Origin of the sequence: Paractinoplanes deccanensis (assembly GCF_016862115.1) — a bacterium.
Taxonomy (GTDB): Bacteria; Actinomycetota; Actinomycetes; order Mycobacteriales; family Micromonosporaceae; genus Actinoplanes; species Actinoplanes deccanensis.
Genome location: NZ_BOMI01000005.1, coordinates 27,978 through 54,851, shown reverse-complemented (window position 1 = coordinate 54,851; position 26,874 = coordinate 27,978). Strand labels below are relative to the sequence as shown.

Annotated in this window: 24 protein-coding genes; 15 read left to right on the top strand and 9 right to left on the bottom strand. The window is 71.9% G+C overall.

Annotation, left to right across the window (positions count from 1 at the left end; translation table 11 throughout):
* Position 1: 1 nt before the first annotated feature.
* The 4 genes from Ade02nite_RS02040 to Ade02nite_RS02025 all read right to left on the bottom strand — a co-directional run bounded on the left by Ade02nite_RS02040 (position 2) and on the right by Ade02nite_RS02025 (position 3,955).
* Entirely contained in the window at positions 2–883 is an 882-nt protein-coding gene (locus Ade02nite_RS02040) for a carbohydrate ABC transporter permease (RefSeq protein ID WP_203759745.1), read from the bottom strand.
* Positions 883–2,175, bottom strand: coding sequence for an ABC transporter substrate-binding protein (locus tag Ade02nite_RS02035; protein ID WP_203759744.1), 1,293 nt, complete (start codon positions 2,173–2,175; stop codon positions 883–885). The genes Ade02nite_RS02040 and Ade02nite_RS02035 overlap by 1 nt, the downstream gene beginning before the upstream one ends.
* Positions 2,172–3,182: a LacI family DNA-binding transcriptional regulator gene (locus Ade02nite_RS02030; protein WP_203759743.1), complete on the bottom strand. Its 1,011-nt coding sequence runs from the start codon at positions 3,180–3,182 to the stop codon at positions 2,172–2,174. The genes Ade02nite_RS02035 and Ade02nite_RS02030 overlap by 4 nt, the downstream gene beginning before the upstream one ends.
* A 92-nt stretch (positions 3,183–3,274) precedes the next feature.
* The gene (locus Ade02nite_RS02025) at positions 3,275–3,955 is read right to left on the bottom strand and encodes a VOC family protein (RefSeq protein ID WP_203759742.1); all 681 of its coding nucleotides are present in this window, start codon (positions 3,953–3,955) and stop codon (positions 3,275–3,277) included.
* 82 nt (positions 3,956–4,037) lie between these two features.
* Between Ade02nite_RS02025 and Ade02nite_RS48985 the strand changes: the two genes are divergently transcribed.
* The 7 genes from Ade02nite_RS48985 (at position 4,038) to Ade02nite_RS01995 (ending at position 11,896) form a co-directional block, all read left to right on the top strand.
* Positions 4,038–5,165, top strand: coding sequence for a toll/interleukin-1 receptor domain-containing protein (locus Ade02nite_RS48985; RefSeq protein ID WP_239168454.1), 1,128 nt, complete (start codon positions 4,038–4,040; stop codon positions 5,163–5,165).
* A gap of 52 nt (positions 5,166–5,217) precedes the next feature.
* A complete protein-coding gene (locus Ade02nite_RS02020) occupies positions 5,218–7,179 on the top strand; it encodes a KAP family P-loop NTPase fold protein (RefSeq protein ID WP_307871191.1) in 1,962 nt (653 codons plus the stop codon).
* A 21-nt stretch (positions 7,180–7,200) separates the two neighbouring features.
* Entirely contained in the window at positions 7,201–7,614 is a 414-nt protein-coding gene (locus Ade02nite_RS02015; RefSeq protein ID WP_203759740.1) for a pyridoxamine 5'-phosphate oxidase family protein, read from the top strand.
* A 134-nt stretch (positions 7,615–7,748) separates the two neighbouring features.
* On the top strand, positions 7,749–7,952 hold the full coding sequence (locus Ade02nite_RS02010) for a hypothetical protein (protein ID WP_203759739.1): 204 nt from the start codon (positions 7,749–7,751) through the stop codon (positions 7,950–7,952).
* A complete protein-coding gene (locus Ade02nite_RS02005) occupies positions 7,919–10,657 on the top strand; it encodes an ATP-binding protein (RefSeq protein WP_239168453.1) in 2,739 nt (912 codons plus the stop codon). Before Ade02nite_RS02010 ends, Ade02nite_RS02005 begins: the two co-directional genes overlap by 34 nt.
* A gap of 61 nt (positions 10,658–10,718) precedes the next feature.
* A complete protein-coding gene (locus Ade02nite_RS02000) occupies positions 10,719–11,063 on the top strand; it encodes a hypothetical protein (protein WP_203759738.1) in 345 nt (114 codons plus the stop codon).
* Between the two features lie 74 nt (positions 11,064–11,137).
* Positions 11,138–11,896 carry a GNAT family N-acetyltransferase gene (locus Ade02nite_RS01995; RefSeq protein WP_239168452.1) on the top strand — a complete coding sequence of 253 codons (759 nt, stop codon included), beginning with the start codon at positions 11,138–11,140 and terminating at the stop codon, positions 11,894–11,896.
* Between the two features lie 30 nt (positions 11,897–11,926).
* Here the strand turns inward: Ade02nite_RS01995 and Ade02nite_RS01990 are convergent, their stop codons facing one another.
* Positions 11,927–12,649: a Type 1 glutamine amidotransferase-like domain-containing protein gene (locus tag Ade02nite_RS01990; protein ID WP_203759737.1), complete on the bottom strand. Its 723-nt coding sequence runs from the start codon at positions 12,647–12,649 to the stop codon at positions 11,927–11,929.
* A 36-nt stretch (positions 12,650–12,685) separates the two neighbouring features.
* Positions 12,686–13,729 (bottom strand): WD40/YVTN/BNR-like repeat-containing protein, encoded by a 1,044-nt coding sequence (locus Ade02nite_RS01985; protein WP_203759736.1) that lies wholly within the window; start codon positions 13,727–13,729, stop codon positions 12,686–12,688.
* Positions 13,730–13,812: 83 nt separating this feature from the next.
* Here Ade02nite_RS01985 and Ade02nite_RS01980 point away from each other — a divergent pair, with 83 nt between their 5' ends.
* Positions 13,813–14,355 (top strand): antibiotic biosynthesis monooxygenase, encoded by a 543-nt coding sequence (locus tag Ade02nite_RS01980; protein ID WP_203759735.1) that lies wholly within the window; start codon positions 13,813–13,815, stop codon positions 14,353–14,355.
* Here the strand turns inward: Ade02nite_RS01980 and Ade02nite_RS01975 are convergent.
* Positions 14,352–16,109 carry an alpha/beta hydrolase gene (locus tag Ade02nite_RS01975; protein ID WP_239168451.1) on the bottom strand — a complete coding sequence of 586 codons (1,758 nt, stop codon included), beginning with the start codon at positions 16,107–16,109 and terminating at the stop codon, positions 14,352–14,354. The genes Ade02nite_RS01980 and Ade02nite_RS01975 overlap by 4 nt on opposite strands.
* 167 nt (positions 16,110–16,276) lie before the next feature.
* Between Ade02nite_RS01975 and Ade02nite_RS01970 the strand changes: the two genes are divergently transcribed.
* The 5 genes from Ade02nite_RS01970 to Ade02nite_RS01950 all read left to right on the top strand — a co-directional run bounded on the left by Ade02nite_RS01970 (position 16,277) and on the right by Ade02nite_RS01950 (position 22,810).
* A complete protein-coding gene (locus tag Ade02nite_RS01970; protein WP_203759734.1) occupies positions 16,277–18,064 on the top strand; it encodes a sensor domain-containing diguanylate cyclase in 1,788 nt (595 codons plus the stop codon).
* A gap of 47 nt (positions 18,065–18,111) precedes the next feature.
* Positions 18,112–19,830: an acyl-CoA dehydrogenase gene (locus tag Ade02nite_RS01965; RefSeq protein WP_203759733.1), complete on the top strand. Its 1,719-nt coding sequence runs from the start codon at positions 18,112–18,114 to the stop codon at positions 19,828–19,830.
* 1 nt (position 19,831) lies between these two features.
* Positions 19,832–20,794, top strand: coding sequence for a non-homologous end-joining DNA ligase (gene ligD, locus Ade02nite_RS01960; RefSeq protein ID WP_203759732.1), 963 nt, complete (start codon positions 19,832–19,834; stop codon positions 20,792–20,794).
* Between the two features lie 37 nt (positions 20,795–20,831).
* Complete coding sequence (locus Ade02nite_RS01955) at positions 20,832–21,482, top strand: class I SAM-dependent methyltransferase (RefSeq protein ID WP_203759731.1); 651 nt, start codon at positions 20,832–20,834, stop codon at positions 21,480–21,482.
* A gap of 755 nt (positions 21,483–22,237) precedes the next feature.
* The gene (locus tag Ade02nite_RS01950) at positions 22,238–22,810 is read left to right on the top strand and encodes a hypothetical protein (RefSeq protein ID WP_203759730.1); all 573 of its coding nucleotides are present in this window, start codon (positions 22,238–22,240) and stop codon (positions 22,808–22,810) included.
* 42 nt (positions 22,811–22,852) lie between these two features.
* Here Ade02nite_RS01950 and Ade02nite_RS01945 read toward each other — a convergent pair whose 3' ends face one another.
* Positions 22,853–23,269, bottom strand: a complete 417-nt coding sequence (locus tag Ade02nite_RS01945; protein WP_203759729.1) for a nitroreductase/quinone reductase family protein — start codon at positions 23,267–23,269, stop codon at positions 22,853–22,855.
* Between the two features lie 50 nt (positions 23,270–23,319).
* On the opposite strand from Ade02nite_RS01945, the gene Ade02nite_RS01940 reads away from it, so the two are divergent.
* Both Ade02nite_RS01940 and Ade02nite_RS01935 read left to right on the top strand, forming a co-directional pair.
* Positions 23,320–25,101, top strand: coding sequence for a penicillin acylase family protein (locus tag Ade02nite_RS01940; protein WP_203759728.1), 1,782 nt, complete (start codon positions 23,320–23,322; stop codon positions 25,099–25,101).
* 5 nt (positions 25,102–25,106) lie between these two features.
* Positions 25,107–25,556 carry a YdeI/OmpD-associated family protein gene (locus tag Ade02nite_RS01935; RefSeq protein WP_203759727.1) on the top strand — a complete coding sequence of 150 codons (450 nt, stop codon included), beginning with the start codon at positions 25,107–25,109 and terminating at the stop codon, positions 25,554–25,556.
* Here Ade02nite_RS01935 and Ade02nite_RS01930 read toward each other — a convergent pair whose 3' ends face one another.
* Positions 25,557–26,768: a hypothetical protein gene (locus tag Ade02nite_RS01930; protein WP_203759726.1), complete on the bottom strand. Its 1,212-nt coding sequence runs from the start codon at positions 26,766–26,768 to the stop codon at positions 25,557–25,559.
* Positions 26,769–26,874: the final 106 nt, after the last annotated feature.

Here is a 26,874-nt window from a genome sequence, read left to right as displayed (position 1 = left end):
GTCAGTCCCTCTCGATCAGACGGCGATTGACGTACGCGACGATCAGCACCCCGATCACCAGGAGCACCCCGAGCGCCGCGGCGAAGTCCGGCTCGCCCTGCTGGAGGCCGCGCTGATACATGACCAGCACCGGGGAGGCCGACGCGCCGTTCGGCCCGCCGCCGCCGGTGAGCAGGTAGGGCTCGGTGAACAGGTTCGCGCCGGTGATCAGCGCGAGGATCACCACGAGCGCCGTGGCCGGGCGCACCGCCGGCACGGTCACCGACCAGAAGCGGTTCCACGCCGACGCGCCGTCGACGGCGGCCGACTCGTACAGCTCCCTGGGCACGTTCTGCAGCGCGGCCAGGTAGAGCAGGATGAAGAAGCCGAGCTGCTTCCAGGTCACGAACAAGGCGATCACCGGCATCGCCAGGTGCTCGTTGACCAGCCACGACGGGTCCGGGGCGAGCGGGCCGAGCACCGTGTTGACCAGGCCGTTCGAGTTGAAGAGGAACAGCCACACGCCGACCACGGCGACGCTGGCGGTCACGTACGGGACATAGAAGGCGACCCGCAGGAACGTGCGCGCGTGCACCACCTTGTCGAGGGCGACCGCCAGCACCAGCGCCAGGCCGGTCGTGAGCGGCACGTTGATGACCAGGAAGACGACGATGTTGGCGAACGCCTGGCGCACCCCCGGGTCGCTCAGCACCGCCCGGTAGTTGTCCAGCCCGGCGAACGGGTGGTCGACGATCGCGCCGGGCGCCGCGAAGAAGTAGTCGTGGAAGCTCATCCAGATCGCGAAGCCCAGCGGGTACGCGAAGATGACGGCGATGTAGACGGCGTAGGGCGCGGCCAGGATCATGCCGACCGGGTGGCGCCCCAGGACGGTGCCCTTCGCCATCAGGACCCGCTGGCGAGCTGGTCGACCTTCTGTGCGGCCCCGGTGAAGGCGTCCGCCACCGGCTGCTTACCGAAGATCACCGATGCGCTGTACGCGTCGCGGAACGTCTGCCAGATCGACACGGAGTTCGGCACGTTCGGCACCTCGACCGTGCGCGCGGCCTGGTCGGCGAACTGCTTGTAGGCGGGGTTCTTCGCGAAGTAGTCCGGGTACGCCGTCGTCAGGTCCGCCCGCAGCGGCATCTGGCCGGTCTTGTCGAGCAGCGCGCCGTCCTGGTCCTTGCCGGTCGCGAACTTCATGACCTCCCAGGCGGTGGCCCGGTTCTGGCAGGCGCTGTACATCGCCACGTTCTTCGCGTCGCTGAACGTCCTGATCTGCTCGGCGGGCTTTCCGGTGGACGTGGGCACGGGCACCGCGCCCCACTTGACCTTGTCGCCGTACACCGCGATCGCCCACGGCCCGACGATCGCCATGGCCGCCTTCTTGTCGGCGAACGAGTCGCCGTTGTACTGCTCCTTCGGCGCCAGGCCCTCGTCGTACAGCGTCTTCCAGAACGCGGCGACCCGCTGGCCCTCGGGCGAGTTGAACTGCGCCTTGTCGTCCTGCACGAGCTGCTTGCCGTCGGTCTCGGCGGCGAAAAGCGGGTAGAAGTCGAACCACGACTGGAAGAACTCGCTGGTCGGTGCCGGGTAGATCGCCGCCTGCGCCGCGTTGCTCGACTTGATCTTGCGAGCGGCGGACAGGAACTCGTCGTACGTGGTGAGCGCCGGCTTCTCGGGGTCGAGCCCGGCCTTGGCGAAGATGTCCTTGTTGTAGAAGATCATCACCGGGTTGGACTTCCACGGCAGCTGGTAGAACTTGCCGTCCGGCGACTTGTACTGGTCCGCGGCGCCGCCGGTGCGGTCGGCGATGTACTGCGCGGCGCCGTCGAAGGAGTCGAGCGCGACCAGGCCGCCCTGCTTCTGGAACTGCGGCACGGCGGCCGGGGCGGTGTTGAAGATCAGGCAGGGCGCGTTGCCCGCGGTGATGGCCGCGCCGATGACCTCCTCCGAGCTCTTGCCGGCCGGGATCTCCTGCGCGGTGATCTTCTGGTCGGCGTGCTGGGTGTTCCACGACTCGACCATGGCCTTGCCCCAGGCCAGCTCCTCCTGGTTGTTGGAGAGCCAGATCGTGATCGGCCCGGTGGCGGCGTTAGCCTGGCCGGCGTCGCCGCCGCCACTGCCGTCGCACGCGGCGGCTCCGGCGGCGGCGAGGGTGAGGGACATGAGTACGGCCGGGAGGGTGCGTTTCATCGTTCGGTGCCTCCTGTCGGAGCGGTGGATCCCCTGACGACGAGTTGGGCGGGCGGGACCGGGATGTCGCCGTGCCGGTCGCCGCCCTCGATGAGGTCGAGAAGTGCCTGGGCGGCCTCGCGGCCCCACAGGTACGGGTCGGTGCGGACGGTGGTGAGCGGCGGGCTGACGTAGCCGGCCAGCTCGGTGTTGTCGAAACCGGTGACGGAGAGCTGGGCGGGCACGGCGATGCCGTACTCCTGCGCGACCGCCATGCCGGCGATCGCCATGAGGTCGTTGGCGTAGACGATCGCGGTGGGCCGCTGGCCCGACTCGAGCAGCGCGCGCGTGGCCTGGGCGCCGCCGGCGGCGGAGAAGTCCGCTTCGACGTAGGGCCCGTCCTCGGTGGTCCGCTCCCACGCGTCCTTGCGGATCGCCGCGTGCAGGAAGTGCGCCGGGCCGCCCACGTGGGCGATGCGGCGATGGCCGAGCTCTTGCAGGTGACGGACCGCGGCGACGATGCCGGGCCGGTCGTCGACCAGCACGGCCGGGAAGGAGCTGGGCACGTCGGGCCGGGCGATGGTGACCGCCGGCATCGCGAGCTCCTCGAGCAGGGCGATCCGGGTGTCACCGACACGCAGGTCGAGCACGAAGACGCCGTCGACCCGCTTGGACCCGGCGAGCCGCCGGTAGCCGGCCTCCTCCTCGTCCTCGGGCACGACCTGGAGCACGAGGGACTGCCCGCGGTCGGAGAGCGTGCGCTCCACGCCGGCGATGAAGGCCGGGAAGAACGGGTCGGCGCCGAGCAGCTCGGGCTCGCGGGCGAGGACCAGCCCGACGGCGAACGCGCGCGACACCGACAGCGCGCGGGCCTGATGGCTCGGCGTCCACCCGAGCGCCTCGGCGGCCGCGAGGATGCGCCGTTTGGTGTCCTCGGCGACGCCCGGCCGTCCGTTGAGGACGAACGAGACGGTGCCCTTGGACACTCCCGCCGCCTGAGCGACGTCGCGGATCGTCGGCCTGGTCATGCCACCTCCGGCGGGCTGTCAAACCGGTTTGAACGCGAACCTAAACCGGTTTGAAAGGCCGCGCAATCGGAGGCGCGCCCGATATCACCCTGTTACAGGCGTGTTAACACGGAAAATTTGTTGCCATCCGGGTCGATCCATGTCCCCTGGTCGAGTGAGGACGCGCCAAGCTGCACCAGCCGCTCCGCATCCGCCGCGCCGTCGACCTCCACCGTCAGGAAAAGATCCTTGCCCACCGACGGCGACACCGGCGGCCCACCCCACGTGATCTTCGTGCCGCCCCGCGGCGACTGGATCGCCGTCTCCTCGTCCTGATCCCAGACCAGCGGCCAGCCGAGCGCCGCGCTCCAGAACAGCCCCAGCGCCCGCGTCCCCTCACTCGACACCGCGCCGACCTGCCCGCACCCGGCGAGGAAGGCGTTGCCCGGCTCGATCGCGCAGAACTCGTTCCCCTCCGGATCGGCCAGCACCACATGCCCCTCGTCACCCTTCTGCCCGACATCGGCGTGCCGGCCGCCCAGCGCCAGCACCCGCTCGACCATGCGCAGCTGCTCCTGCGCGGAGTCGTTCGTCAGGTCGAAGTGCATCTTGGTCTGCTGAACCTTGGGCTCCGCGGTGGCCACGAACCGGATCGGGATCGCGCGCTCGTCGCCGGACACCAGCAGCAGAGGATCACCGTCCGCCGCCCGCCAGCCGAGCAGTTCCCCCCAGAACTGAGCCAGCGCGAGAGGCCGATGAGCCGCGAAACAGACCGAGTGAAGTCGAGTCGTCATGCCCCTTCATAGACGCCTGCCCATCCATATCGCACCCGAGTTTCTGCCGACGGTTCCGCACCGATGACGGAAGGATGTATGGATGAGCGGCCCGCTGGTCTACCTGAGTTATGAGCGCACCAACAGGGAGGTCGGCGAGCGGCTGCGTCGCGACCTGGCCGCGACGACGCCGTGGATGGAGTACTTCGACGACTCCCAGCTGGGCTCCGCCGACCGGTGGGAGTCGGAGATCCGGCGAGCCATGGACGCGGCCGACGTGCTGGTCCAGCTGATCGGCGGTTCCGGGCGAGGGGAGCCGGCTCCGTCCGCGGCGCAGTCCTCGGTGTTCGACGCCGTCCGCCGCGGAGGAGGGCGAGTCATCTCGGTGCTGGTCGAGGGCGACCCCCGCGCCATCGCCTCCTCACCGATCCAGGCCAAGGGCCCCGTGCTGGTGCTTCGCGACAAGCACTGGGCCGACGACGTCGGTGCGCTGACCGCGCTGATCGCCGAAGCGATGATGCCCGCGCAGGCGCCGGACATGCTGCCACCCCTGCCGAGTGGGCTGGTCGACCGAGCCGAGGTGCGAACGGTCGTGGAGGGCCTGCGTCCCGGATCCGTCGTGGCGATCATGGGGCCGGCGGGGAGTGGCAAGACGGTTCTCGCTCAGGCGGCGGCGCGACAGGCGGCCGTCCGGTTTCCCGACGGTGTCCTGTGGGCCAGCCTCGATCAGCGTGGCGGCTCGTCGGAGGCCGTCAGGTCGTTCCTCCTGGCGCTGAACATCGACTCGTACGAGGCCGAGGATGCCGGGCCCAGCCGCTTCGGCGAGATCGTCCGCGAGCGAGACGGCGGGAGCGTCGGTGGTCGACGCGGATCTGGCGGCTGCGAAGCGGCTCGTGCAATTCGCCCAGGGCCTGCCTTTGCTGCTTTCGCTGATCGGGACTCAGGCGAGGTCCGAAGGTTCGCTGCTGTCCGTCGCCGACAGCGGCGCTTCCGGTTCGGGCGTGTTCGACTCGGTCTACGAGATGCTGCCGCCGGCCCAGCAACGCCTCCTCCGGGTGCTGGGGGCGCTGTCCACCCCGGTCTTCGAGACCGGCCTGGCCGCGGCGATGGCCGGCTACGACACCGCGTCGGCCGCGGCGGAGTTGCGAGCGCTCGCCCACGCTCGACTGATCAACGAGATCGGGCCGGACCGCTATCACCTCAGCGAGTTGATTCTTCAATTCGCCGCTGAGAGGCTGCGCGCCACCGAGCCGGAGGCCGAACGCCGGTCGGTGACGGAGCGCATGGTCCAGTGGATGTCGATCAGCACCGGGTTCGAGCCGGACATGCCGATCGCCCGCGACTTCTGGACGGCCGACGACGCGCTCGGCTACGCGCCCTACGCCGACGCGATCGCCGCCTTCGTCCGGCATCGGGGCACCCGGCCGCCGCTCACCATCGGCGTCACCGCACCCTGGGGCGCGGGGAAGACGTCACTCATGCGGATGGTGCAGGAACGCCTCGACCCGCGCGCCGACCGTGACCGGTGGACGGCCACGCCGCTCCGGCTCAGCGACGACGCTCGCCGCTCCCTGCGGCCGAAGCGGGGCGCCGCCGATGAGCCGGTCACCAACCGGGAACTGCTCGCCCGCACCACCGAGCCCGTGCCGGACACGGACGACCTCGACGTGCAGCCGCCGCACTCCCGCCGGATCCCGGACGACGAATGGCGTCCGACCGTCTGGTTCAACCCGTGGATGTACCAGAGCGGCGAGCAGATCTGGGCCGGGCTCGCGTACGAGATCATCACCCAGGTCACGGGCCGCCTGAAGCCGGCTGATCGGGAGCGGTTCTGGCTGGCGCTCAACCTGCGCCGGGTGGACCGGCAGGCGCTGCGCCGGCGCATCTACCAGCAACTGGCCGAGCGGTTCCTGCCGTGGCTGCTCTGGCTGGGGCTGGCCGTGGCGATCGCGCTGATCGGCGTGCTCGTGGCGATCGTCGTTCCGCCCGCCGCGGACGCCTTGCGAGCCGTCTCGGCCGGGTTGGCGTCGGTGGGTGGCGCCACGTTCGTGGCCGGCTCGGTGGTGGCGGCCCTCCGGTTCCTCCGGTCGCGGGCGGCCGTCCCCTTCGGCCCGTTGCTCCAGGTGCCCAACCCGGTGCAGGCGGCTGCCGGCCAGGCCGGCGCCGGGATGAAAGGCGCCTATCCGGACCTGGTCCCGGACCCGCGATACGAGAGCCGGCTCGGCTTTCTCCACCTGGTGCAGACCGACATGCGCCGGGTTCTCGATCTGGTCGCGACCGAGCGCCGGCCGCTGGTGGTCTTCGTGGACGACCTGGACCGTTGCTCGCCGGGCACGGTGGTGCAGGTGATCGAGGCGATCAACCTGTTCCTCGCCGGCGAGTTTCCCCATTGCGTCTTCGTGGTGGCGATGGAGCCGGCCGTGGTGGCGGCGCACGTCGAAGCGGTCTACAAGGACCTCGCCAGTCAGCCGGCCGCACCGACCCTGGGCTGGCGGTTCCTCGAAAAGATCGTGCAGCTGCCGCTGAGCCTGCCGCCGCCCGATCCGGACAGGCAGAGATCGCGCTACATGACAGCGCTCCTCGACCAGCCGCGGGGATCGGTGCCACCGGCGACAGCGGAGCCGGCGGCGTCCCCTCCCGTTACTCCACCCCTCGACTCAGCCGAAGAGCCAAGTGCGAGCCCGTCTTCGCCCCCTGCCGAGGCGCCCGGGGCGGGCGCCGCGGACGACGCGGGCCGGGCCGCCCGCGTGCGGCTGCTGGAGATCGCGATCCGGCGGCGATCACCGGTCACCGACACGCTGGCCGCCGCGGCGTTGCAGGCACAGAAGGAGGTCCTGCCCGAAGCCGGTGACAACCTCCTGCCGGAGACGTCCGAGGCGGCGAACCGCGTGCTGGTCGGGCTGTACAGCGACGACGAGGCGCGCACCGCGATCGTGGCCGGCGTGCCCGGGCTCGACTCCGACAACCCGCGTGAGATCAAGCGGTTCGTGAACCTGTTCCGGTTCTACCGGTTCGTCGTCCAGCAGCAGCAATTGCAGGGGCTGCCTCCGGTGAGCGGCGCCGAGATCGCCAAGCTGGCCGCCTTCGCGATCCGCTGGCCGCACCTGCTGGCGGAGGCGGCGCGCGGCAACCTCGGCAGGTGGGAACAGGGCGACGTCGCCGGCGCGCCGATCCTGCCCACGCCTCTGCTCAACTTCCTCAGGACCGAGCCGCGCATCGGCGCCGCGGGGGAGCGGCTGCTGTGATCGGCCTGGTAAACCTGAGGCATGTTTCGCGATGAGGATCTCGCCCTGCTGGGGCGGCCGCTCTACGCCTTCCTGACCGTCGCGCCTCGTGGGGAGCGCTGGCCGTCGCCCCGGCCGGTGTGGTTCGAGCTGGCCGGCGACGGCACCCTGCAGATGTTCTCGCTGCCCGGCGCGCCCAAGGTCGACCAGCTGAGGCACCAGCCCCGGGCCTCCGTGGTCGTGGCCGCGCCCGCCGGGGAGCCCGAGCACTGGGTGGCCGTCGAGGGCACCGTCACCCTGCACGACGACGGCGGCGTCGAGCTCGCCGAGCGGCTGGCCGGCCGGTACTGGACCTTCGACGACCCGGACCACGAGAAATATCTCGGCGAGTGGCGCGCGGGCGGCCTCGTCCGCATCGTCCTGCACCCGGAGCGGGTCAACCGTTACGCCGCCTGACTAGGTATGCCTAGAGCCTCCCTAAGGCATACCTAGACCGTTCTGACCAGCGAAGATACGCAACGGGTGCCGATGTGGCGGCCTCCCGTCCAGCCGAGGATGGAATCCATCAACGGCGGACAAGGAGGCACCTCATGTTGCTGCACTCGGATCTGATGCTGACCCTGGCGCACGACCGCCACCGGGAGCTCATCGCCGAGGCCGACCGGGGGCGGCTGCTCACGTCGGCGCGGCTGGCGCGGGCCGCTCGGAAGGCGAGCAAAAAGCAGGCGGTGCGGGGGCAGCCCGCCGGTACCATCGCGTCGTGCGAACCATCCGCGGTGGTGCCAGCCCGGTGATGATCGGCCGGGAGGGCGAGCTGCGCCGGTTGGCGCGGCTCGCCTCGGCGCGTGAGCCGGCCGTCGCCGTCGTCGCGGGGGAGCCGGGCATCGGCAAGACCCGGCTGGTGCACGAGCTTCTCGCGACCGTGCCGGCCGACACCGTGGTTCTGGTGGGCCAGGCGGAGCCGGGGTCGCTCTCCCGGCCGTACGAGGTGCTGCTCGACGCCATCGACGGCCGTCCCGAGGTCGACGACGAGCAGCTGGCGGCCCTCGCCGACGCGAGCCGCAGCCCGGTCGAGCGGCTGCACACCGGGCTCGCGATCCTGTCCGACCTGATCGGCGACGCGCCGGCGGTCGTCGTCTTCGAGGACCTGCACTGGGCCGACTCGGAGAGCGCCGCCCTGTTCGAGCGGATCGCCGACCAGCGCGGGCCCCGGCTGCTCATCGGCACCTACCGGCCGGACGAGGTCACCCGCCGGCAGCCGGTCGCGGGGTTGCTCGCCCGGTTGGAGCGCCGGCACGCCGTCACCCACGTACGGCTGGATCGCCTGACCCCGGCGCAGACCGCCGCCATGCTCGCCGCGGCGACCGGCTCCCCGGCGCCGCTGCGTGCCGCCACCGCGCTGCACCACCGCACCGGTGGCAACCCGTTCTTCCTCGAGGAGCTGTTGCGGGCCCTTCCCGGGTACGACGTGGAGGCGCTCGTCGAGCAGCCGCTGCCGTGGAGCCTCGCCGAGGTGCTGCGCCGCCAGGTGGACGACCTCGACCCGGTCAGCCACCGGATCGTCGAGGCGGCCACCGTGCTCGGCCACCGCATCCCGTTCGACCTGCTCGCCGACGTCACCGGCGCCGACGAGGAGCAGCTGATCGCCGTGCTGCGCGACCTGGTGACGCGGGGCGTGCTGGTCGAGTCCGGTGAGGACGAGTTCGCCTTCCGGCACGCGCTGGTCCGGGAGGCGATCGCCGGTCAGCTGCTCGGCCGGCAGCGGCGCCGGCTGCACGAGGCGGCGCTCGACGTGCTGCTGCGCGGCGGATCCTCCGACCCGGCGATGGTGGCCCATCACGCGCACGGCGCCGGGCGGTACGACGACATGGTGGCCGCGGCCCGCCGTGGCGCCGCGCTCTACCTGTCCATCGGCTCCGCGTACCAGGCCCTGCAGCTGGCCGAGATGGGCCTCGACGAGCTGCCCGACGACACGGAGCTGCTCGCGGCCGCGGCCCGGGCCGCGTGGCTGGCCGGCCTCCTGGACGACGCTCTGCGGTACGGCCGCAGCTGGCGCGACCGGGCGACGGCGGCGACCGATCGCGCCGAGTCGCTCTACCTGCTGGTGCGCATCGCCTGGGAGTCCCGCGAGTTCGACGAGATGCGGGCCCTCACCCACGAGATCGAGACCCTGATCGCGCAGCTTCCGCCCGGCGCCGGTCAGGCCCGCGCGATGACCGCGATCGCCCAGTCGTCCTACCTTCGCGACGATCTCGACGTCGCGCTGCTGTGGTGCGATCGTGCCCTCGCGCTGGCGGCGGAGTTCGACCTTCCCTCCGTACGGCTGTCGGCGCTCCTGGAAAAAGGCGCGACCCTCACCGAGCGGGCCCGGACCGCCGCGGACGGCCGCGAGATCCTCTCCGCTCTCGTGGACGAGGCCGAGAAGGCGGGGGAGTGGGTGCTCGCCGCCCGCGCCCTGAACACCCTGCTGCAGGAGGTGCCGCCCACCTCGCCCGCCGAGCACGCCGAGACCCTGGAACGGATGCGCGTCGACGCCGAGCGGGCCGGCTTCGAGTCGCTGGCGGTGGCCTCGTACTTCCAGGGCCGGGCCCGGCTGGCGTTGCGCACCGGCGACCTGTGCGCCGCGATCGACGCCCTGGAGGAGGGCCGCGGCCAGGACCGGGGCTACCAGCGCCGGGGCCGCTGGGCCGACTACCACGGCGTCTTCCTCGCCGGGCTCTCCCTGGAGGCCGGCGAGCTCGACCGGGTCGAGGAGCTCATCGCCGACCTGGCCACGCTGACCGACAACCCGCCGACCACGATCCCCGGCCTCACCTTTCACCTGGCCTGCCGCCGGGGCGACCTGCCCCGCGCCGAGTCCGCGTTGGACGATCTGCTCGCCGCCCTCCCCGAGCAGAATTGGCGCAGCGGCGAACAGGCCCACGACCTGGTCTCGGCCGCCCTCGAGCTCGGCCTGCCGATCGACCGCATCGAGACCATGGCCGAGGCCCTGCTCTGCGCCGACGTGTGGGACGCCTACCGCACCCTGGTCGACGCCCAGCTCGCCGAGGCGCACGGCCGCCACGCCGAGGCCCTGACCGGCTACCTGTCCATCGCCGACTCCCCGGCCCTGGGCCCGGCGATCCGCGGCACCGTACGCGTCGGCGCCGCCCGCTGCCTCCTGGCGGCCGACCGCCGAGCCGAGGCCACGGCCCAGGCGGAAGCCGCCGAGCCCCTGCTCGCCGAGTGGCGCGGCTGGCGGGTCGCCCAGCTCGCCCAGGTCCGTGCCCAGCTGGGCCTGGCCCCACCCGGCACCGAGCAAACGGTCACCGGCCCGGCCGCCCTGACCCCACGCGAACGCGAGGTGGCCGTCCTGATCAGCGACGGCCTGACAAACTCGGAGCTGGCTCGCCGCCTCTACATCTCCCCGAAGACGGCCGCCGTCCACGTCTCCAACATCCTGCGCAAGCTGGGCGTCTCCTCCCGCACGGAAGTGGGCGCCCACGTGGGCGGCGCCTGACCCGGAGCCGCTGCTCGCCTGGCTACGAGCACGGCTGGATGTTGTCGATCATGATGGTGGGGTGAAGGTGCTCGCCAGGAACGCGGACGGCCTCTGGGTCCACTGGCACGTCAGGCGGGTGCGCGGGGCCGTGGACTCGGGCGGCGGCTGGTCCATGCCCGACGCTCCGGGTGACCTCGGACTCGTCGTCGTCGCCGTCTTTCTGCTGGCGCTGGTGGCGACTCTGGTGCTCGCGATGGTGCCGCGCCGCCGGGGTGACGATTCGCAAACGGCGGGCCGGCGATCTTCGCCGTTGACGGGGGCGGGCGAGGGCTGGCATGCTTCGGGGGCTTCCCGCGCATTCGGCGTGGGCACTCTGCTCGAGGGAATGAAGCCTGTGATCTCGGATGGCCTGACGGCCGCCTGAGGGTTTGCTGCCTGCACGGCGGCCGGACGTTGCTGTTTCGTCCTGTCTTCTTTCTTTCGCAGAGGGTTTCCAAAATGCATGTGGATGCTCGCATCCAGCAGTCTGTCGTTGCCAATCTTTCCGCCCGGCCCCTGCCCGTGCGTTGTGGGCCGTTCGTCGTCGGGCTCGATCCGGCGATCGAGCATCCGGGCATCAATTACGCGACGCCGGTTCCCGGGGCCCCGATCTCGGGGGCTGATGTCACTGCGCTTGTCGCGGCTTTCCGGTCGTACGGCCGCAAGCCCCGGCTGGAGTACGTGGTGAGCTCGGCGCCCGGTCTCGAGGAGCTGTTGCTCGCCGCGGGGTTCGCCGTGGAGGAGCGGCACGAATATCTAGTGTGCACGCCCGGCTCGTTGGCCGTGCCGCCGGCGCCGGACGGGTACGAGCTGCGCGAGCCGGCCACGGACGCCGACCGGGCGGCTCTGGTGACGGCCCAGCATGCCGCGTTCGGGGCGGACACGATCGCCGCCGAGGCGGATGTCGCTCGGGTCCGCCGGCTTCAGGGCAACGGTGGTGTCGCGGTCATGGTGGTCGCGCCGGACGGCACCTGCGCCGGTGGTGGGCAGGCCGTGCCGCCGCATGACGGGGTGAGCGAGGTGGCCGGCATCGCCGTGCGCAAGCCGCACCGGCGCCGGGGTGTGGCGGGCGCGATGACCGCCGAGATCACGCGCCGGCTCTTCGCCGGTGGCGGCGAGCTCGCCTGGCTGGAGGCGTCCGGCGAGGACTCGTGGCGCGTCTACGAGCGGGTGGGCTACCGGCCGGCGGGCCGGCGGCTCTACATCGCCTTGGACTGACCGGCGGCCGGGCCGGGCGGCCCGGAGCCGTCAGGGCCGGAACAGTTTCCAGCGGCCCTCGGACACGACCTCGACACCGCCGTCGTCCACCTTGACGGCGGTGTCGTCGTCGATCGCGTAGGTCGGCGCGGGGATCCGGGCCGCCCACTTCTCCGCGTTCGCCAGGGAGGCGTCGGGGTGGTGCGGGTTCTCCAGGTGCGGGATCACCGCGAAGTCGACCAGCCCCACTCCCTGGCCGGTGACCAGGATCCTCTCCGCGTCACCGAAGACGGCCTTCTCCGACTTCAGTGGCCCGTCGCTGCCGCGGGGCGGGTCCACGTACGTCTCCACGAACGTGGACGCGGCCGCGATGCTCCCGGCGCTCACCCCGACGTACACCGTCTCGGGTCGCAGTGCCGGGAGCAGCGCGGCCAGGCCGGAGCGCCGCATCCAGTGGGCGAGGTAGAGCGGGTCGCCGCCGCAGACCAGCAGGGCGTCGGCCGCGCGCACGCCCGGCACCCAGACGGACTCCTCGATGCTCGGCAGCACCGTGAGCTCCAGGACGCCCAGCGACTTCCAGCCCAGCTCGGCCAGCGGCGACGGGCCCGTGCCGTTGACCGCCCGGTAGACCATGCCGGGCCCGCCGGGGAAGGGCTGGAGGGCGGTGGGAACGAGCAGCGCGGTGGACTCGCCGATCGGCTTGCCGAGCAGGCCGGTCAGCGCGTCGCGGATGCTGTCGTTCCGGACGCCGGACGAGGTGAGCAGGGCTCTCATGGGTGCCGCCTTTCTGGGGGGCCGGGGCCCGCGCGGTCAGTGGGTCAGCCTGGCCACGCGGCCGGTCGGGCCGGACGCCCAGCAGGAGCCGTCGGCGGTGCACTCGACGGCGTCGAAGGCGCCCGTGTCGAAGCGCTTCCAGGTGCGGCCGCCGTCGCGGGAGTAGTCGCTTCCGGTGGGGCCGACGGCCAGCGCGAGTCCGTGGGAGGCCCACGCCGAGCCCGAGCGATACTCGCCGGGCACGGTCCGGGCGATCTTCCACGTCCGCCCGTGCAGGTAGGCGGCGCCGTCCGGCGCGGACGTGGGGGCCGCGTAGTCGCCGCCGACGGCGATGGCCTCGCCGGACGGGCGTACGGCCAGGCTGTAGATGCCCGCGGAGGGGCCGCTGGGCACCGGGGTCGACGTGACCGACCACGACCGGCCGCCGTCGCGCGAGGTGAAGACGCGCGAGACCGCGCCGCCGCCGGTGGCGAACATGGCCTTGCCGGCCGCCGAGACCAGGCAGGTGCCGCTGGCGGCGAAGGCGAACTCGCCGGCGAGCGCGTCGGGCATGCCCTGGGTGGGGCGGACCGCCCAGGAGCGGCCGCCGTCGTCGGTGGCGAGGATGCGGAACTTGCCGTCGACCGGGTCGGAGAGGGCGAGCCCGTGCCTGCGGTCGAGGAAGGTCATGCAGTCGTAGAACGCGGCCTCGTCCTCGTTGCGGAACGTCTCGGTCCAGGTGCGGCCGCCGTCGCGGGTGGCGTAGACGCGCGAGGCCGCGCCGTTGCCGATGCTGAGCGCCAGCGCGGTGCGCGAGTCGAACGCCTCGATGTCGCGGAAGAGCAGGCCGGACGCGCCGGGCGGGCTGACGTTCGCCCAGCTGCGGCCGCCGTCGACGGTGCGCAGGACGGTGCCCGCGGAGCCGGCCACCCAGGCGACGCGGGAGCTGACCGGGGCGAGGCCGCGGAACTGGGCGGTCGAGCCCGTCTCGGTGAGGCGCCACTTCAGGGAGGAAGTCGACGCCGAGGCGGCAGCGGCGGGCAGGACGGCCGCCAGGGCCGACAGCGCCACCACCATCGACAACTTTCGCTTCAAGGTCATGTGGCGGAACTTACCGTGTGTGCCACGGCACGGAAACCGGGAGCGGACCCCGTTCGAAACCGGGGGATACCACAATGTGGGACATGCAGACTGTCACCGTCGCCATCACGCGCCGTGCGGACCCGTCGCGTACGGCGGAGATGATCGCCTGGGTGAACGCGGGCACCACCCTGGCCGAGGACTTCCCCGGCTTCCTCGGCACCGGCTGGGTGCGCCCCGCCCAGGCGTCCGACGAGTGGCACATGCTCTACCGCTTCGCCGACGCGGAGTCGCTGCGCAACTGGGAGGAGTCGCCGCAGCGCCGCTGGTGGCTGTCGTCGGCCGAGGGCTTCGTCGAGCACACCCGCGTCGAGCGCCGCACCGGCATCGAGGGCTGGTTCGACCCGCCACAGGAGCAAAACGTGCAAAGTGCGGTAAAGGCCCCGCCTCGCTGGAAGCAGGCCGTCACCATCTGGCTCGGCTTCTTCCCGGTCAGCCTGCTGGCCGCGGTGACCCTCAACCACCTGATCGCCGATCTGCACGTGGTGCTCCGCACGCTGGTCAGCACCCTGTGCCTGACCCCGATCATGACCTACCTGGTGCTGCCGCGCGTCACCCGGATGCTGCAACCCTGGCTCCAGCGCTAACGCGCGTCCAGGACGGCCCGCAGCCGGATCGTGTCGCCGACGGTCCAGCCCGGGGGCGGGGCCAGCGCGGCCCACCCGTCGACGGCGCCGGACCTGTAGACGTGCCCGTGGCCGGTCGGGACCTTGTTGGCGAAGACGGCGTCGACCGTGGTCTGCCAGAACGTGATCACGGGGTACCAGTGCATCGCGGGCGTGACGTCGGGGCCCCGGGTGCCGCTCAGCCACTGCGGCTTCTTCCAGAGCAGGTTGGGGTTCCACCAGACCACCGGGTCCGACGAGTTCTGCATGTAGACGACCTTGCGGCGGGGGCCGGCCAGGTCGCGCAGCTCCTCGGCGCGCGACGAGAACTCGACCGGCAGGGCGGCGTACGACGGGTCCCAGACCGGCGTGCCCTCGGCGCGGGCCTCGGTGAGCCGCCGGTGGATCGGGTTGGCGAAGGTCGGGCCCTCGAGCAGGATCCCGTCCGCCCCGTCGACCATCCGCTCCGCGGTGCCGAAGGTCTTCTCCGTCCCGTACGTCCCCAGACTCTCCCCGAAGATCAGCAGCTTGGGCCGGTCGGCGGCGGGCGTCGCGGCCCAGCGCTCCTGCACCGCCGTGATCAGGGCCGAGGAGGCCTCCACGACCTTGGCGCGGTCGGCCAGGAACGAGATCCAGCTCGGCAGGTACGAGTACTGCATCGACACCAGCGCGGTGTCCCCGGCGTACATGTACTCGAGCGAGCTGGGCACGTCGTTGTCGACCCAGCCGGTGCCGGTGGGGGTGAAGACCGCGATCACCTCGCGGTCGAAGGCGCCCGTGCGCTCCATCTCGCGGACGATCAGGCCGGCCCGCTCGGTGACCGAGTCGGCGGAGGAGAGCCCGGCGTAGAGGCGGATCGGCTCCATGACCGGCCGGTGCGCGAAGGACGCGAGCTGCTCGTGGCTCGGCGCCTTGGCCACGAAGTTGCGGCCCTGCCGGCCCAGCGACTCCCACGACACGAGCGACGCCGGGCTGCCGGAGCGCAGTGGCGACATCTGCCGTTCGACGCCACGTCCCGTACCGCTGTCGGTGACCGCGGCCGAGCGGTCGGCGGTGGTGTAGAGGTTGCCGATCAGCAGTCCGTCGAACGCGGTGTAGCTGAGCACGGTGACCACCACGAAGCCGGCGCAGTAGGCGGCCGACTCGGGCACGAGCCGTCCGAAGAGCCGGGCCAGGCCGTGCGCGGCCAGCCGCAGGCAGCGTGCGACCAGCAGCAGCACCCCGAAGGTGAGCACGCTGATGCCGACGGTGCGGATCAGGTCGTACTCCTGCTGGGGTGGCATGCCCAGGCGCAGGCGCAGGTCGCGCTGCCAGCGGGTGCCGAGCCAGAGGAAGAGCAGGATCAGCGGCGGTACGAGCAGGAAGAGCGCCTGCCACGCGATGCGCTCGGCGCGCCGCGACGGCCACCACCGCAGCCGGACGAGCGCGCCGATCGACGTGCCGAAGGCGTACCCGATGGCGGCGGTGAGACCGGCGACCACTCCCTGGAGCGACCACGGGCGCGGCAGCAGCGACGGTGTGTAGGAGAGGCAGTAGAAGACGGCGCAGAGGCCGAAGCCGGTGACGCTCAGGCCGCACCGCAGGACCCGGCGGCGGGGTGGCAGCGGGACGGGAGCGCGACCGGGGGCGCGGCGCTGGCCGGGTATCCACGGTCGAGGCGGAGCCGTCACCACGAGCCTGCGCATGGACCGCCCCCAATCCGCCCCCGAACGCAGGATCTTCCTCTCCGTGGTCACGCCGCAACCACCTTTACCTGCGGTTGATCGACTACGGCGGCGGTACCTGCGTACTCGCCCCTTCCCGTCCCTTCGTGCCGTGAGCGACAACTTCGACAATCCGGGCCGGTTTCCGGTTGAGTTCGGCCGCCGGCTGCCGATCACAGACGCCGAGGAGGAGCGAATACATGCGATTGCGCACCTGGATCGCCGTCGTGATCAGCGTCGTGCTGCTGGCCGCCGCGGGCACGATCGGCATCCTGGTGAACCGCTCGGCGCTGCGTGCCGCCGACGACGTTCACCGGGCTGACTCGCGTGCGCTCGGCGTGAACAACAAGACGCTGGTCGGCGCCATGCAGGCGCTGTCCGCGGGCGAGCTCGGCGAGTTCCTGAGAGACAACTCGCTGCACCTGGGCAAGAACAGCGCCACCGACCGTGCGGCGCTGCAGGTCCTCGCGTCCAAGAGCACCTATTTCTCGTACGGGGCCCTGGTGACCGATCTCGAGGGCACCGTCCTGACCAGCTCGCGCACCTCCGGGGTGCCCGCCGCGGACAACGCCGGCTGGCAGCCGATGCTGGCGATGCTGACCGCCGGTGAGACGTACGGCGTCTCGTCGATCATGTCGGTGGACGCCACCTATCTGGAGGCCGTCGCCATGCCCGTGGTCGTCGGCGGCAGCCCGGTCGCGCTGCTGGTCGGCCTGAACGACGTGGCCAAGACCCCGCTGCAGCGGTACACGGTCTCGCTCGGCAGCCCCGCGCACCTCACCACGATCGTGGACAGCACCGGCACGATCGCCGCGGCCAGCGACCCGATCGACGTCGGCCACAAGATCGACCCGGCGATCAGCAGCGCGCTCGGCGAGGACCCGGCCACCGAGTTCGTCGAGTTCACCGACTCCTCCGGCGCCGAGATGATCGCGATCGTGGTGAACGGCCTGCCCGGCGGATGGGCGTACGTGCGCACCCAGAGCAGGGCGTCGTTCGACGGCGCCGTGCACACCAAGAGCCAGACGCTCAACCTCACCCTGCTCGCGATGCTGCTGATCGGCGTGCTCGCGATCGCCGCGCTCGGCTACCGCACGGTGATGCAGCGCCGCCGCGCCGACGAGCGCTTCCAGGCCCTCTTCCAGCACGCGCCCGACCTGGTGTCGGTGATCGACGCGAACGGCGACATCGAGTACTCCAGCCCGAGCGCCAAGGGGATCCTCGGCTTCGAGCAGGGCCAGCTCGTCGGCAGCAGCGTCTTCGACATCGTCCACCCCGACGACCGCGAGTACATGCGGCGGCAGTTCGCCGTGCTGCTGAGCCGCCGCGACGCGGTGCTGCGCCTGCAGTGCCGCGCCAGCTCCGCCAAGGGCGACTACCGCTGGTTCGAGTTCACGGCGTCCAACCAGATGCACAACCCGTCGCTGCACGGCATCGTCATCAACGCGCGGGACATCTCCGAGACCCGCGCCTTCCAGGAGCGGCTGGCGCACGAGGCGCAGCACGACGCGCTCACCGGGCTGCCCAACCGGCGGCGCATGCAGGACGCGCTCGGCGCCTCGCTGCGCGAGCAGCCGGTCGGGGTGCTCTTCGTCGACCTCGACGGGTTCAAGCCGGTCAACGACGCGCACGGCCACGAGGCCGGCGACGAGCTGCTGCGGCAGGTCGCGCGGCGGCTGACCGGCTGCGTCCGCGAGGGCGACGTGCTGGCCCGGGTCGGCGGCGACGAGTTCGTCGTGCTCATGCCCGGCGCGGCCGGCCCCGGCGACACCGGCGCCATGTGCGAGCGGATCCGCGCGGCGATCGAGTCGCCGTTCCGGATCGACGGCAACGAGGTACGCATCGGCGCCAGCGTCGGCGTGCACCTCGCGCCGAGCGCCGGCGACCCGGACGAGGCCCTGCGCGCCGCCGACCACGCCATGTACGCGGTCAAGAAATCCGGCCGCGATCGCCCGGTCGGCGCCGGCAGGCACCGCGCGGAGGCGTAGGAACCGGCAGACTGTACGGCAGTCCCCGATCGAAGGTGGTGCCGGCGGTGTCCAAGATCCTCTCGCGTCGCGATCTCGACTTCCTCCTGTACGAGTGGCTCGACGTCGAGGCGCTCACCGAGCGGGAGCGCTTCGCCGAGCACTCGCGCGAGACGTTCGACGCCTTCCTCGACGTGTCCGCCCAGATCGCCGAGCGCGACTTCGCGCCGCACAACCGGCGCAACGACCTCGAGGAGCCGGCCTTCGACGGCGTCCGGGCGAACGTGATCCCCGAGGTCGCCGCCGCGCTCAAGGTCTTCAACGAGACGGGGCTGATCTCCGGGACGATGGACGCCTCGCTCGGCGGCCTCCAGCTGCCGGCCGTGGTGGCGCGCGCCTGCTTCCTGTGGTTCCAGGCCGCCAACATCGCCACCTCGTCGTACCCGCTGCTGACCATGGCGAACGCCCACCTGCTCACCACCTACGGCACGCCCGAGCAGGTCGCTCGGTTCGTGCAGCCGATGGTCGACGGGCGCTTTACCGGCACGATGTGCCTCTCCGAGCCGCAGGCCGGCTCCTCGCTCAGCGACGTGCTGACCAGGGCCGCCAAGGCCGAGGACGGTTCGTACCGGATCACCGGCAGCAAGATGTGGATCTCGGGCGGCGACCACGAGCTGAGCGAGACGATCGTCCACCTGGTGCTGGCCCGGGTCGCGGGGGCGCCGCCCGGCGTCAAGAGCCTGTCGCTGTTCATCGTGCCCAAGCACCACGTCGCCGAGGACGGCACGGTCGGCGAGCGCAACGGCGTGGCGCTCGCCGGGCTCAACCACAAGATGGGCTGGCGTGGCACGACGAACGCGGTGCTCTCCTTCGACGACGCCACCGGCTACCTGGTCGGCGAGGAGGGCAAGGGCCTTGCCTACATGTTCCACATGATGAACGAGGCGCGGATCGGTGTCGGCGCGGGCGCGGTGGCGCTCGGCTACACCGGATACCTGCACGCCCTCGACTACGCGCGCGAGCGGCTCCAGGGCCGCCCGGTCGCCGCGAAGGACCCGGCCGCGCCTCCGGTCGCCATCGTCGACCACCCCGACGTCCGGCGCATGTTGCTCTCCTCCAAGGCGTACGTGGAAGGGGGCCTGGGGTTGATCCTCTACGCGGCGAAGCTGCTCGACGAGCCCTCGCAGGAGAACGACCTGCTGCTCGACGTGCTCACCCCGATCGTCAAGGCGTGGCCGTCGCAGTGGTGCCGGCTGGCCAACGACCACGCGATCCAGATCCATGGCGGGTACGGGTACACGCGCGAATATCCGGTCGAGCAGTTCTACCGCGACAACCGGCTCAACTCGATCCACGAGGGCACCGACGGCATCCAGGCGCTCGACCTGCTCGGGCGCAAGGCCGTGATGCGCGGCGGCGCCGGGCTGACCCTCCTGCTGGACCGGATCCGGGCCACCGCGTCGGCGTCGGATCTGGGGGCGCCCGTGCTGGCCGCGTGCGACCGCGTCGCCGCCACGACCGCGCGGCTGTGGCAGGACGGCAACCCCACGGTCGCGCTGGCCAATGCCACGGCCTATCTCGACGCCGTCGGCCATCTGGTGGTCGCCTGGATCTGGCTGTCGCAGGCCGCGGCGGCGGGCGACAAGCCGGGCGACTTCTACGACGGCAAGCGGCTCGCCGCCCGCTACTTCATCACCCATGAGCTGCCGCGCATCGGCCCGCTGCTCGACCTGCTCGACTCGCGCGACACGCTGCTGGTGGACCTCGACCCCGCCTGGCTGGGCTGACATGGCGTCCCCGTCGATCCAGGTCCAGGTCGGTGACTTCGAGGTGCGCGTCTCCAACCCCGACCGCGTCTACTTCCCGTCGTTGGGGCTCACCAAGCGCGACCTCGTCGACTACTACCTGTCCGTGGGCGACGGCATCGTCCGAGCGCTGCGCGAGCGCCCGTGCATGCTGCACCGCTTCCCCGACGGCCTCGCCGGCGAAAAGGTCCACCAGAAGCGCGTGCCGAACGGCGCCCCGCCCTGGCTCGAGACGGTCCGCGTCAAGTTCCCCCGCTACAACCGCCACGCCGACGAGCTCTGCGTGACCAAGCTGGCCGACGTGATCTGGGCCGTGCAGATGTCCACCGTCGAGTTCCACCCGTGGAACTCCCGCCGCGCCGACACCGAACAGCCCGACGAGTGGCGCATCGACCTCGACCCGATGCCCGACTGCCCGTTCGACCGCGTCCGCCGCGTCGCCGGCGTCGCCCACGAGGTCCTCGACGACCTGGGCATCACCGGCTACCCCAAGACCTCCGGCGGCCGCGGCCTGCACATCTACGTGCGCATCCGCCCCGACCGGGGATTCTCGGACGTGCGCCGCGCCGCGCTGGCCTTCGCCCGCGAGGTCGAGCGCCGGGCCCCCGACGACGTGACGACGACATGGTGGCGCAAGGACAGGGACCCGAGCGCCCTGTTCGTCGACTACAACCAGAACGCCCGCGACCACACGATCGCCAGCGCCTACTCGGTCCGCGGCAACCAGCAAGGCACCGTCTCCACCCCGATCACCTGGTCCGAGATCCCCGACGTCGAGCCGGACGACTTCACCATCCAGACGGTCCCCGCCCGCTTCGCCGAGCTGGGCGACCTGCACGCCACCATCGACGACGAACACTTCTCCCTGGACCCGCTGCTGGAGTGGGCCGACCGGGACGAAAAGGCCGGCCTGGCCGGCCCGGCGGACGCCGACCAGCACCCCTGACCCACCGCATCACCCGACGACGGAAAGGCCGGCAACGATGGACGCCGCCACCGAGGAGTTGCGGGACGCACACGACATCCTCTCGGAGTGGTATGCGACGAACCTGCCCGGAGTGCTCGAAAGCATGCCGGTCGAACGCGCCATGCTCGACCTGTTCGCCGAGATGACCCGGGCAGTCGGTGCCGAGGTCGCGGACGTGGGCTGCGGCACCGGGCGGCTACTTCCCTACCTGGCGAGCCGCGGCCTGTCGCCGCGCGGCGTGGACCTCTCGCCGCGAATGGTCGAGGTGGCGCGGCGCGAGCACCCCGGCTTCGCATACCAGGTCGCCGACCTGCGCGACCTGCCGTTCGAGGACGCGTCGCTGGCCGGGGTGGTCTGCTGGTTCTCGCTGATCTATCTCGCCCCCGAAGCCCGGGCGCGTGCGTTCGCCGAGCTCGCCCGGGTCGTCAAGCCGGGCGGCCACCTGGTGGCGGCCTTCAAACACGGCGACGGCACCGCCCACCGCAACGCACCGGGCAGCCGCGTCGCGGAGCTCGGCATCGATTTCGACCGCTACTCGCTGTCGCCTCAGGAGATGACCGACCGCCTCACCGCCGCCGGGTTCACCTTGGTCTTTCAGGGCCACACCCCACCCGAGGGGGCGGAGCCGCCGTACGGCTACATGCTCGTCCGCAAAACCGGCGCCTGACACCCCGTCCTCACTCGGCGAGCCGGCCCCGCACCGAGTCGGCCGACCCCGATCACCCGCCGTCAGCGTCCGCGGCGAGCATTCACCATGGGCGGCGACAAGCAGCTGCCTCGTTGCTCGACACAACCCATAGGACACGCTCCGTTGCGGCTGTCGGCCTCGCGGTGCGGCACCGTCCTTGCCCGCGACGCCGTGGCTCCTTCCCTCGGCCCGTGGTCACATCTCGGCGAGAGTGGCGCGGAGGAGGAAGTCCTCGCGGCTGTGTTCTGGGCGGGTCGGGGTGTCGGAACCGGCCACGGCGTTGCCGTAGAGCTCGCTGCAGCGGCAGCTGTGTCGCGGTTCGTTGTCAAAGTGTCAAGCGCCCTTGTCTCAGCGTCGCGGGTACTTGACACGAATCCGGTGCGGCCCTCTCGGAATGCCGTGCCTGCAAGGTGGCAGTGGGCGCGCGTGGAGCTGCGGTGGACGGCTTCGGGGTTGTGGAAGCCGTGCGGGTCAGTGGGCCATGGAAGGCATCAGTGGGCCATGGAAGGCATCAGTGGGCCACGGAAGGCGGAGGTTCAGCCAGCGGGTGGTCCCGGGTGCAACTTCCCCTCGCCATCGTGGTTTGCGCTGGCGAGGTGAGCGGCTGTCACATATCCGCCGTGGTGTGGGGCGGTCGCGGGGTTGGCGGTCGGGCATGATCAGCGGCTGAGGTGGCGGGCCTGGGCCGCCTTCGACTGTGCGCGACGACGAGCGGGGAAACGGTGCATCGGCGAATGAGCTCCAGCAGGGTGGTGTTGACCGCCGCCTTCCTGGCGTTGGCCGCGGGTGGCGTGGCCGCTTGCGACGCTGCCACTGACGGGGACGACGACATCGGCTCGTACGACACGACGACTTACAGCGACAGCGACGGCGGCAGCAGCGACGGTGGCGACGTCGGCGACGAGAGTGGTGGCGACGGCAGCGCAAGCGACGAAGACAGCGACGCGCCGACAGTGGCCGATCCGGTCGGCGAGGTCGACGAGAGCGAGGCCGACGCAGGCGAGGCTGGCGCGGGCGAGGCTGGCGCGGGCGAGGAAGTGTTCTACTGCGCCGACGACCAGGGTGAGATCGTCGACGAGGACTATTGCGACACCGACGACGCGACCACCAATTACTTCTTGTGGCATTCGCCCGCTTATGGCCGCGGGTTGGCGCCCGGGACCTTCCTCGACGGCGGCGAGCGGATCTCGGCCGGGGATCGTGCTGCGAGGCGGGCTTTCGGGCTGCCGGCCGCCGGGAAGGTCGGCAACGGGGTCGTCAAGACCAACGTGGTGGGGCGGGCCACGGGTGACTCCGCGGGTGGCTGACCGCGCCCTGCGACGCCGGGCGCGGTCAGCCTGTGGTGGTGACTAGCGCGGGGTGATGACCGCGACCGGGAACTTGCGGTCGGTCTTGGTCTCGTAGTCGGCGGCGTCCGGCCAGTAGGCGCGCCAGATGCCGTAGAGGCGCTCCCAGTCGGCGTCGCGGCCGGGGCGGGCCACGCGGAAGTCGGCCTTGCGGGTCTCGGCGCCCAGTTCGATGGTCACCGGGCCGTCGAGGGCCTCGAGGTTGGCGACCCACTGCGGGTCCTCGGGGGCGCCGCCGGCGCTGCCGCAGATGACGTAGGTGTCGCCGTCGGGGGCGGCCACGAGCGGGTTGATGGTGACCTTGCCGGTCTTGCGGCCGGGGGTGTGCAGCAGGAGGGTGGTCTTGCCCTCCCAGTGACCGCCGAGAACGCCGTCGTTCGCACGGAAGTTCTCGATCACCGTGTCGTTGAAGGAAGCCATGGTCCATACGCTACCGGGCCGTGATCGATTGAGGCTGGTAAGGATGTGGCATGAAGGTCTTGCGCGACGCGTACGGGATCCCGCACCTGCGGGCCGATTCGGTGGACGAGCTGGCGTTTCTCCAGGGGCGGGTGACCGCCGCCGATCGGGGGCGGCAGCTCGAGGTGGAGCGCCGGCGCTCGGAGGGGCTCCTCGCCGAGCTGGTGGGGGCCGAGGGGCTGGCGTGGGACCGGTTCGCGCGGCGGGCGCGGGTCGATGACACGGCGCGCAAGGCGTACGACAATGTGGACGAACGGACGCAAGCCTGGCTCACCGCGTACGGGGAAGGGGTCCGCAGTGCGGGTTTGACCTGGCACGCCTGGACGCCGTTGGGGGTCTTCCTGGCCCGGCACATCCTTTTCGCCAGCTTCCCGTGGAAGCTCTTCAACGCGCACGTCGCGCGGACGCTGGGTGAGGACAAGCTCGCCTGGTTCGATCCGGAGGGGCCGGGCGAGACGGGCAGCAACGCGTGGGCGGTGCCGGGCGAGATCGCCGGCGATCCGCATCGGCAGATCGAGCTGCCGGGGGTCTACCAGCAGGTGCGGCTGGCGTGCCCGGAGTTCGACGTGGCGGGGCTGGCGTTCCCGGGCGTTCCGGGCGTGCAGCATTTCGGCCAGACCGAGACGGTGGCCTGGGCCGTCACCAACGCGCAGGCCGACTACCAGGATCTCTACCTCGAGGAGTTGCACGGCGATCAGGCGCGCGGGCCGGAGGGCTGGGAGCCGGTCATGCGCCACGTCGAGACGATCCCCGTCAAGGACGGCCCGGACGAGGTCGTCGAGATCGTCGAGACGGCGCGGGGCCCGATCATCGATCAAAGCCTGTCGCTCCGTACGCCGTCACGCGTCGACCTGGAGCTCGGGTTCGCCGCGCTGCTGCCGCTGCTGCGCGCGCGCACCGTGGACGACGTGGCGGACGCGCTGACCGGCTGGGTGGAGCCGGTCAACAGCATCCTCACCGCCGACACCAGCGGGCGGGTCCTCCAGCTGACCGTGGGCCGGGTGCCGCTGCGCGACGACCGCAACAAGGTGCTGCCGGTGCCGGCGTGGGAGTCCGCGTACGCGTGGAAGCCCGGCTACGTGCCGATGACCCGCGAACAGGTGTCCGGCAGCGCCGTCAACGCGAACGACCGCCGGCCGGACACCGAGGCGTACGGCGTCTCGTTCTCCTCCAAGGCCCGCGCCCGCCGCATCCGGGAGCTGCTCGACGCGGGCGCGCCGCCCGAGCGCATCCACATGGACACGACCATGCCGGCGGACAGCGTCGAGGCCGGCCGCCGCGCCGCGATCCGGGCCGAGGTGGCCCGCCGGCTCTACGAGCACCCGCGGGTGGCGGCCCTCGCGGAGCCCACCGGCTTCGACGAGATCTTCGGGGTCGACCCGCGCGGCAAGGTCGGGCTCATGCAGGACAGCCTGCTCGCCGGGCTGGGGCTCACCGCCGCTGATCTGGTCGACCCGGCGACGATCACCTCGGGCCGGTGGGGCGAGCGGCACCTGCTCGACCCCGTACGGCTGCCGGGAATGACCGCCGAGATCCCGCGCACGGAGCTGTCCGGCGAGCGCGACGACGTCCTGTGCACCACCAGCGTTCCCGGCGTCAGCGATCTCTGCCGTAAGGGCCCCGTGGCCCGCTATGTTTGGGACGTCCGGGACCGCGCGCGGAGCCGCTGGATCGTCCCGTTCGGGGCGCACGGCGATCCCGGCAGTCCCCATTTCCTGGACCAGCTGCCGCTGTGGGCGGCGGGGCGCCTGGTCCCGCTGGTCTCGGACTGGTCCGAGCTGACCGAGGAGTGAGACGGATGAGGTTTCGCGCCGAGTTGCAGCGCACGGGTGGCACCACCACCGGCTTCGAGGTGCCCGACGACGTCGTCGCCGGGCTCGGCGGCGGTGGCCGCCCCAAGGTCGTCGCCACCTTCAACGGCTTCACGATGCGCTCGGCCATCGCCAAGATGGGCGGCAGCTACTGGCTCGGCGTCAGCGCCGAGCGCCGCGCCGCCGCCGGCGTCGAGGGCGGTGAGGTCTTCGACGTCGACGTGGAGCTCGACACCGCCCCGCGCGAGATCGAGGTGCCCGGCGATCTGAGCGAGGCGCTCGACGCCGAGCCCGCGGCGCGCGACTTCTGGCAGACCCTGTCGTTCAGCAACCAGCGCTGGCACGTCGACCAGCTCGCCTCGGCGAAGACGGCCGAGACCCGGGCACGCCGGCTGGCGAAGTCGATCGCCCTGCTCAGTGCCGGCAAGGCTCGCTGATCACCGGGGGCGGTAGGCGATCTCCGGGTCGAGCAGGCGCACCCAGGCGGGCCGCCACGCCAGGCCGCGGGCAGTCATCTCCTCCTGGAGGTTGGTGCGCCACGGCCCGGAGACGCCGTCGTCGGCCCACCACGAGGGCCACGAGTCGTAGCGGCGCTCCACCAGCACGTCGGTGGCGGTGGTCTGCACGCGCAGGAAGAACCACCGGCCGTAGCGCGGGTCGGCCTCGGCCCGGCGCAGCCGCCGCACCAGCTCGCCCAGCTCCTGAAAGGACGCGAAGCGCGCCTCGCCGGGGCGTTCCAGCGGCGGGTGCTTGCCGGGCTGCGCGCTGAGGCTGGTGGCGTCGGCGTAGACGAGGACCGTGCACCGGCCGTCGCCGTGGGGCGAGCGGTCGCGCATCCACGCCGCCAGCGCCTCGAGCTCGCCGGTCGCGGGCGGCGCGGGCCGGTCGAGCTCGGCCGCCTCCTGCATGGCGGTCCACACGAGACGGTCGTGTTCGCCCTGGCTGAGCCGGCGCACGCGGCGCATCGGCGGGCGTTCGCCGGCCGCGATGCGCGGCGGCCGGGTGCCCGCCGTGATCCCGCCGCGGGCGGCGCAGTCGAGCGCGGCCCCCAGGTCGAGCGCCGGCTCGGTGAGCCGGCCGAGCAGCCGTTCGAAGGCCGGGCCGGTGACCTGGCCGCGCACCGCGGCGGCGAGCAGGTCCTCGCCGGCGGCGCGCACGTCGTCGCGCTCGCTCGGCGAGTGCAGCTCGTGCCGACCCCACTCGGAGACGATCTCGGCGAGCTGGGCCAGCGTGTTCTCGTTGCTGAGCACGGCGCCGACCGTCTGCACCAGCCCGTCGCTCACGGCGTCGCTGTAGCGGGTGCGTGACCAGCGGCCCTCCGCGTGCCAGACCACGAAGCCGAGCGAGTCGGCCTCGGCGAGGGTGGTCAGGTCGTCCCACGGCAGCCAGTCGGGCGCGCCGGTGAGCAGGTCGATGGGCGGGTCGGCGTCGGCGGTGCCGCTGTGATCGCGGTCATAGCCGAACAGGACGGCGCGAGCCCCGTCGAGCAGGGCGAACCGGGCCCAGCTGCCGCCGTGGTCGTCGTGGTGCGCGCCGCGGTCGTCGACGTACCAGACATCGTCGTACCCGATGCCGGTGAGCGCGGCGGCCAGGGTCGCCCAGCGCGTCCAGAGCAAGCCGGGCGCGGGCAGGTCCACGTCGGTCAGCATTCGTCCACTGTGCCAAATGCGGCGGACCGGATGTCACCCCCCTTGCCCAATGCGAAAGGTTGCAGCTGGGTGGCATCGGCTCGGATGCCGTCAGGACCCGGTGGGG